General features: G+C 72.3%; 1 protein-coding gene. It reads left to right on the top strand.

The annotated features are described in order from the left end of the window. Positions 1-2,044 (top strand): polyketide synthase dehydratase domain-containing protein (locus ACZ4FV_RS52140; protein ID WP_465328498.1); only part of this gene is annotated, 2,044 nt, incomplete at both ends.

Below are 2,044 nucleotides of genomic sequence, written 5' to 3'. Positions count from 1 at the left end.
ACCCCCCACACACCCCACTGATCTCCAACACCACCGGCACCATCGCCACCACCGAACAACTCACCGACCCCACCTACTGGACCAACCACATCCGCAACGCCGTCCACTTCCACGACGGCATCACCACCCTCCACCACCAAAACGTCACCACCTACCTGGAGTTGGGACCCGACACCACCCTCACCACCCTCGCGCAGGAGACGATCGACGACCTCCGGCAGGCGGACCAGTCCTCGGCCGGTCGGGAATCCGTCTTCATCCCGACCCTGCGCCGCAAGCACGGCGAGCCGGACACGTTCACCGCCGCCGTCGCGCACACCCGCCTGCTCGACGGGCTACCGGACTGGACTTCGCTGCTCACGGCAGGCGAGTCCGCCGTCGGGCTTCCCACGTATCCGTTCCAGCATGAGCGGTACTGGCTGGCGGCGCCGGCCGGCGGGAGCGACGTGACGTCCGCCGGTCTGTACGCCGCCGGGCACGCCCTGCTGGGAGCGGCGATCGCCCCCGCGGACGGCGACGGGCTGTTGTTCACCGGCCGCCTGTCGCTGCGCGCGCAGCCGTGGCTGGCCGATCACGCGATTGTGGACACACCCCTGTTGCCCGGGGCCGCGTTCGTCGACCTGGCGATCCGGGCCGGCGACCACGTCGGACTCGACGTCGTGGAGGATCTCACCCTCGAAGCCCCGCTCGTGCTTCCCGAGAGTGCCGGCGTGTTGATCCAGATCGCGGTGGGTGGTCCGGACGAGACCGGCCGGCGATCGATCACGATCCACTCGCGGAGCGAACACGACGCGGAACCCGGCCTCCCGGCCGACCACGCCGAAGCCTGGACACGGCACGCGGTCGGCACGCTCGCGGCCGGCACGCCGGTGGATCCGCGCGACCTGGTCGAGCAACACGAGGTATGGCCGCCCGAGCACGCGACGCCGATCGACCTCGCCGACGCGTACGCCTCGCTCGCCACACACGGGCTGTCCTACGGACCGGTGTTCCGGGGATTGCGGGCCGCCTGGCGGTCCGGGGGCGACCTGTACGCCGAGGTGGCTCTGCCGGACGGCGTCACCCCGGACGGGTTCGGCCTGCATCCCGCGCTCTTGGACGCGGCGCTGCACACGCTAGCGCTGATCGCGCTCGCCGACGACCCCGAGCGCATCCAGCTCCCCTTCGCCTGGACAGGCGCCCGCCTGCACGCGAGCGGTGCGACCACACTGCGCGTACAGGTGACGACCACGGCCGAGCACACCGCGAGGCTCGCCCTCACCGACCGCGCCGGCACGCCCGTCGCCACCATCGACGCCCTAACCCTCCGGCCCACCGACACCCGGCAGTTGCGCTCCGGACCCACCGCCGGAAACCACCTGCACCACGTCGTCTGGAACCCCGCCGCCGGGCTGCCGACCGACGTGCCCGCCGCGGCCTGGACCCTGCTCGCGGCCGACACCCACCCGCTCGCCGCGAAGGCGGAGGCGATCCGGCCCACACTCGCGGCACTTCTGGCGGGGCTACCCGAGGACGCCCCGGTCCCCGAAACCGTCGTCGCGGCCATCGAGCCATCCGACGACACGCCGGCGGGCGTAGGTGCCGCCACTCGCGACACGCTCGCGTTGGTCCGGGACTGGCTCGCGGAGGATCGTCTCGCCGACAGCCGCCTCATCCTCGTCACCCGGAACGCCGTCGCCACCACGGCCGACGCGGACATCCACAGCCTGGCCGCCGCCGCCCAATGGGGCCTCGTCCGAACCGCGCAGGCGGAGAATCCGGACCGGTTCACCCTCGTCGACATCGAAACCGACACGGACGGCGAACGCGCCGCCTCCGCACTCGCCGCGGCCCTGGCCACCGATGAGCCACAGATCGCCCTGCGTGCAGGCACCGTGCTCGTCCCCCGGCTCACCCGGCTGACACCGAACCCGGCTCCCGACGCACCGACCGCGCGCCCGCTCGACCCGAACGGCACCATCCTGATCACCGGCGGCACCGGCACCCTCGGCAGCCTCACCGCACGACACCTCATCACCCGACACGGCGCCAAACACCTCCTGCT

It is taken from the genome of Embleya sp. NPDC025285, from assembly GCF_055558835.1.
The sequence above is the reverse complement of the archived record's forward strand: the minus strand, read 5'-3'. Positions and strand labels throughout refer to the sequence as shown.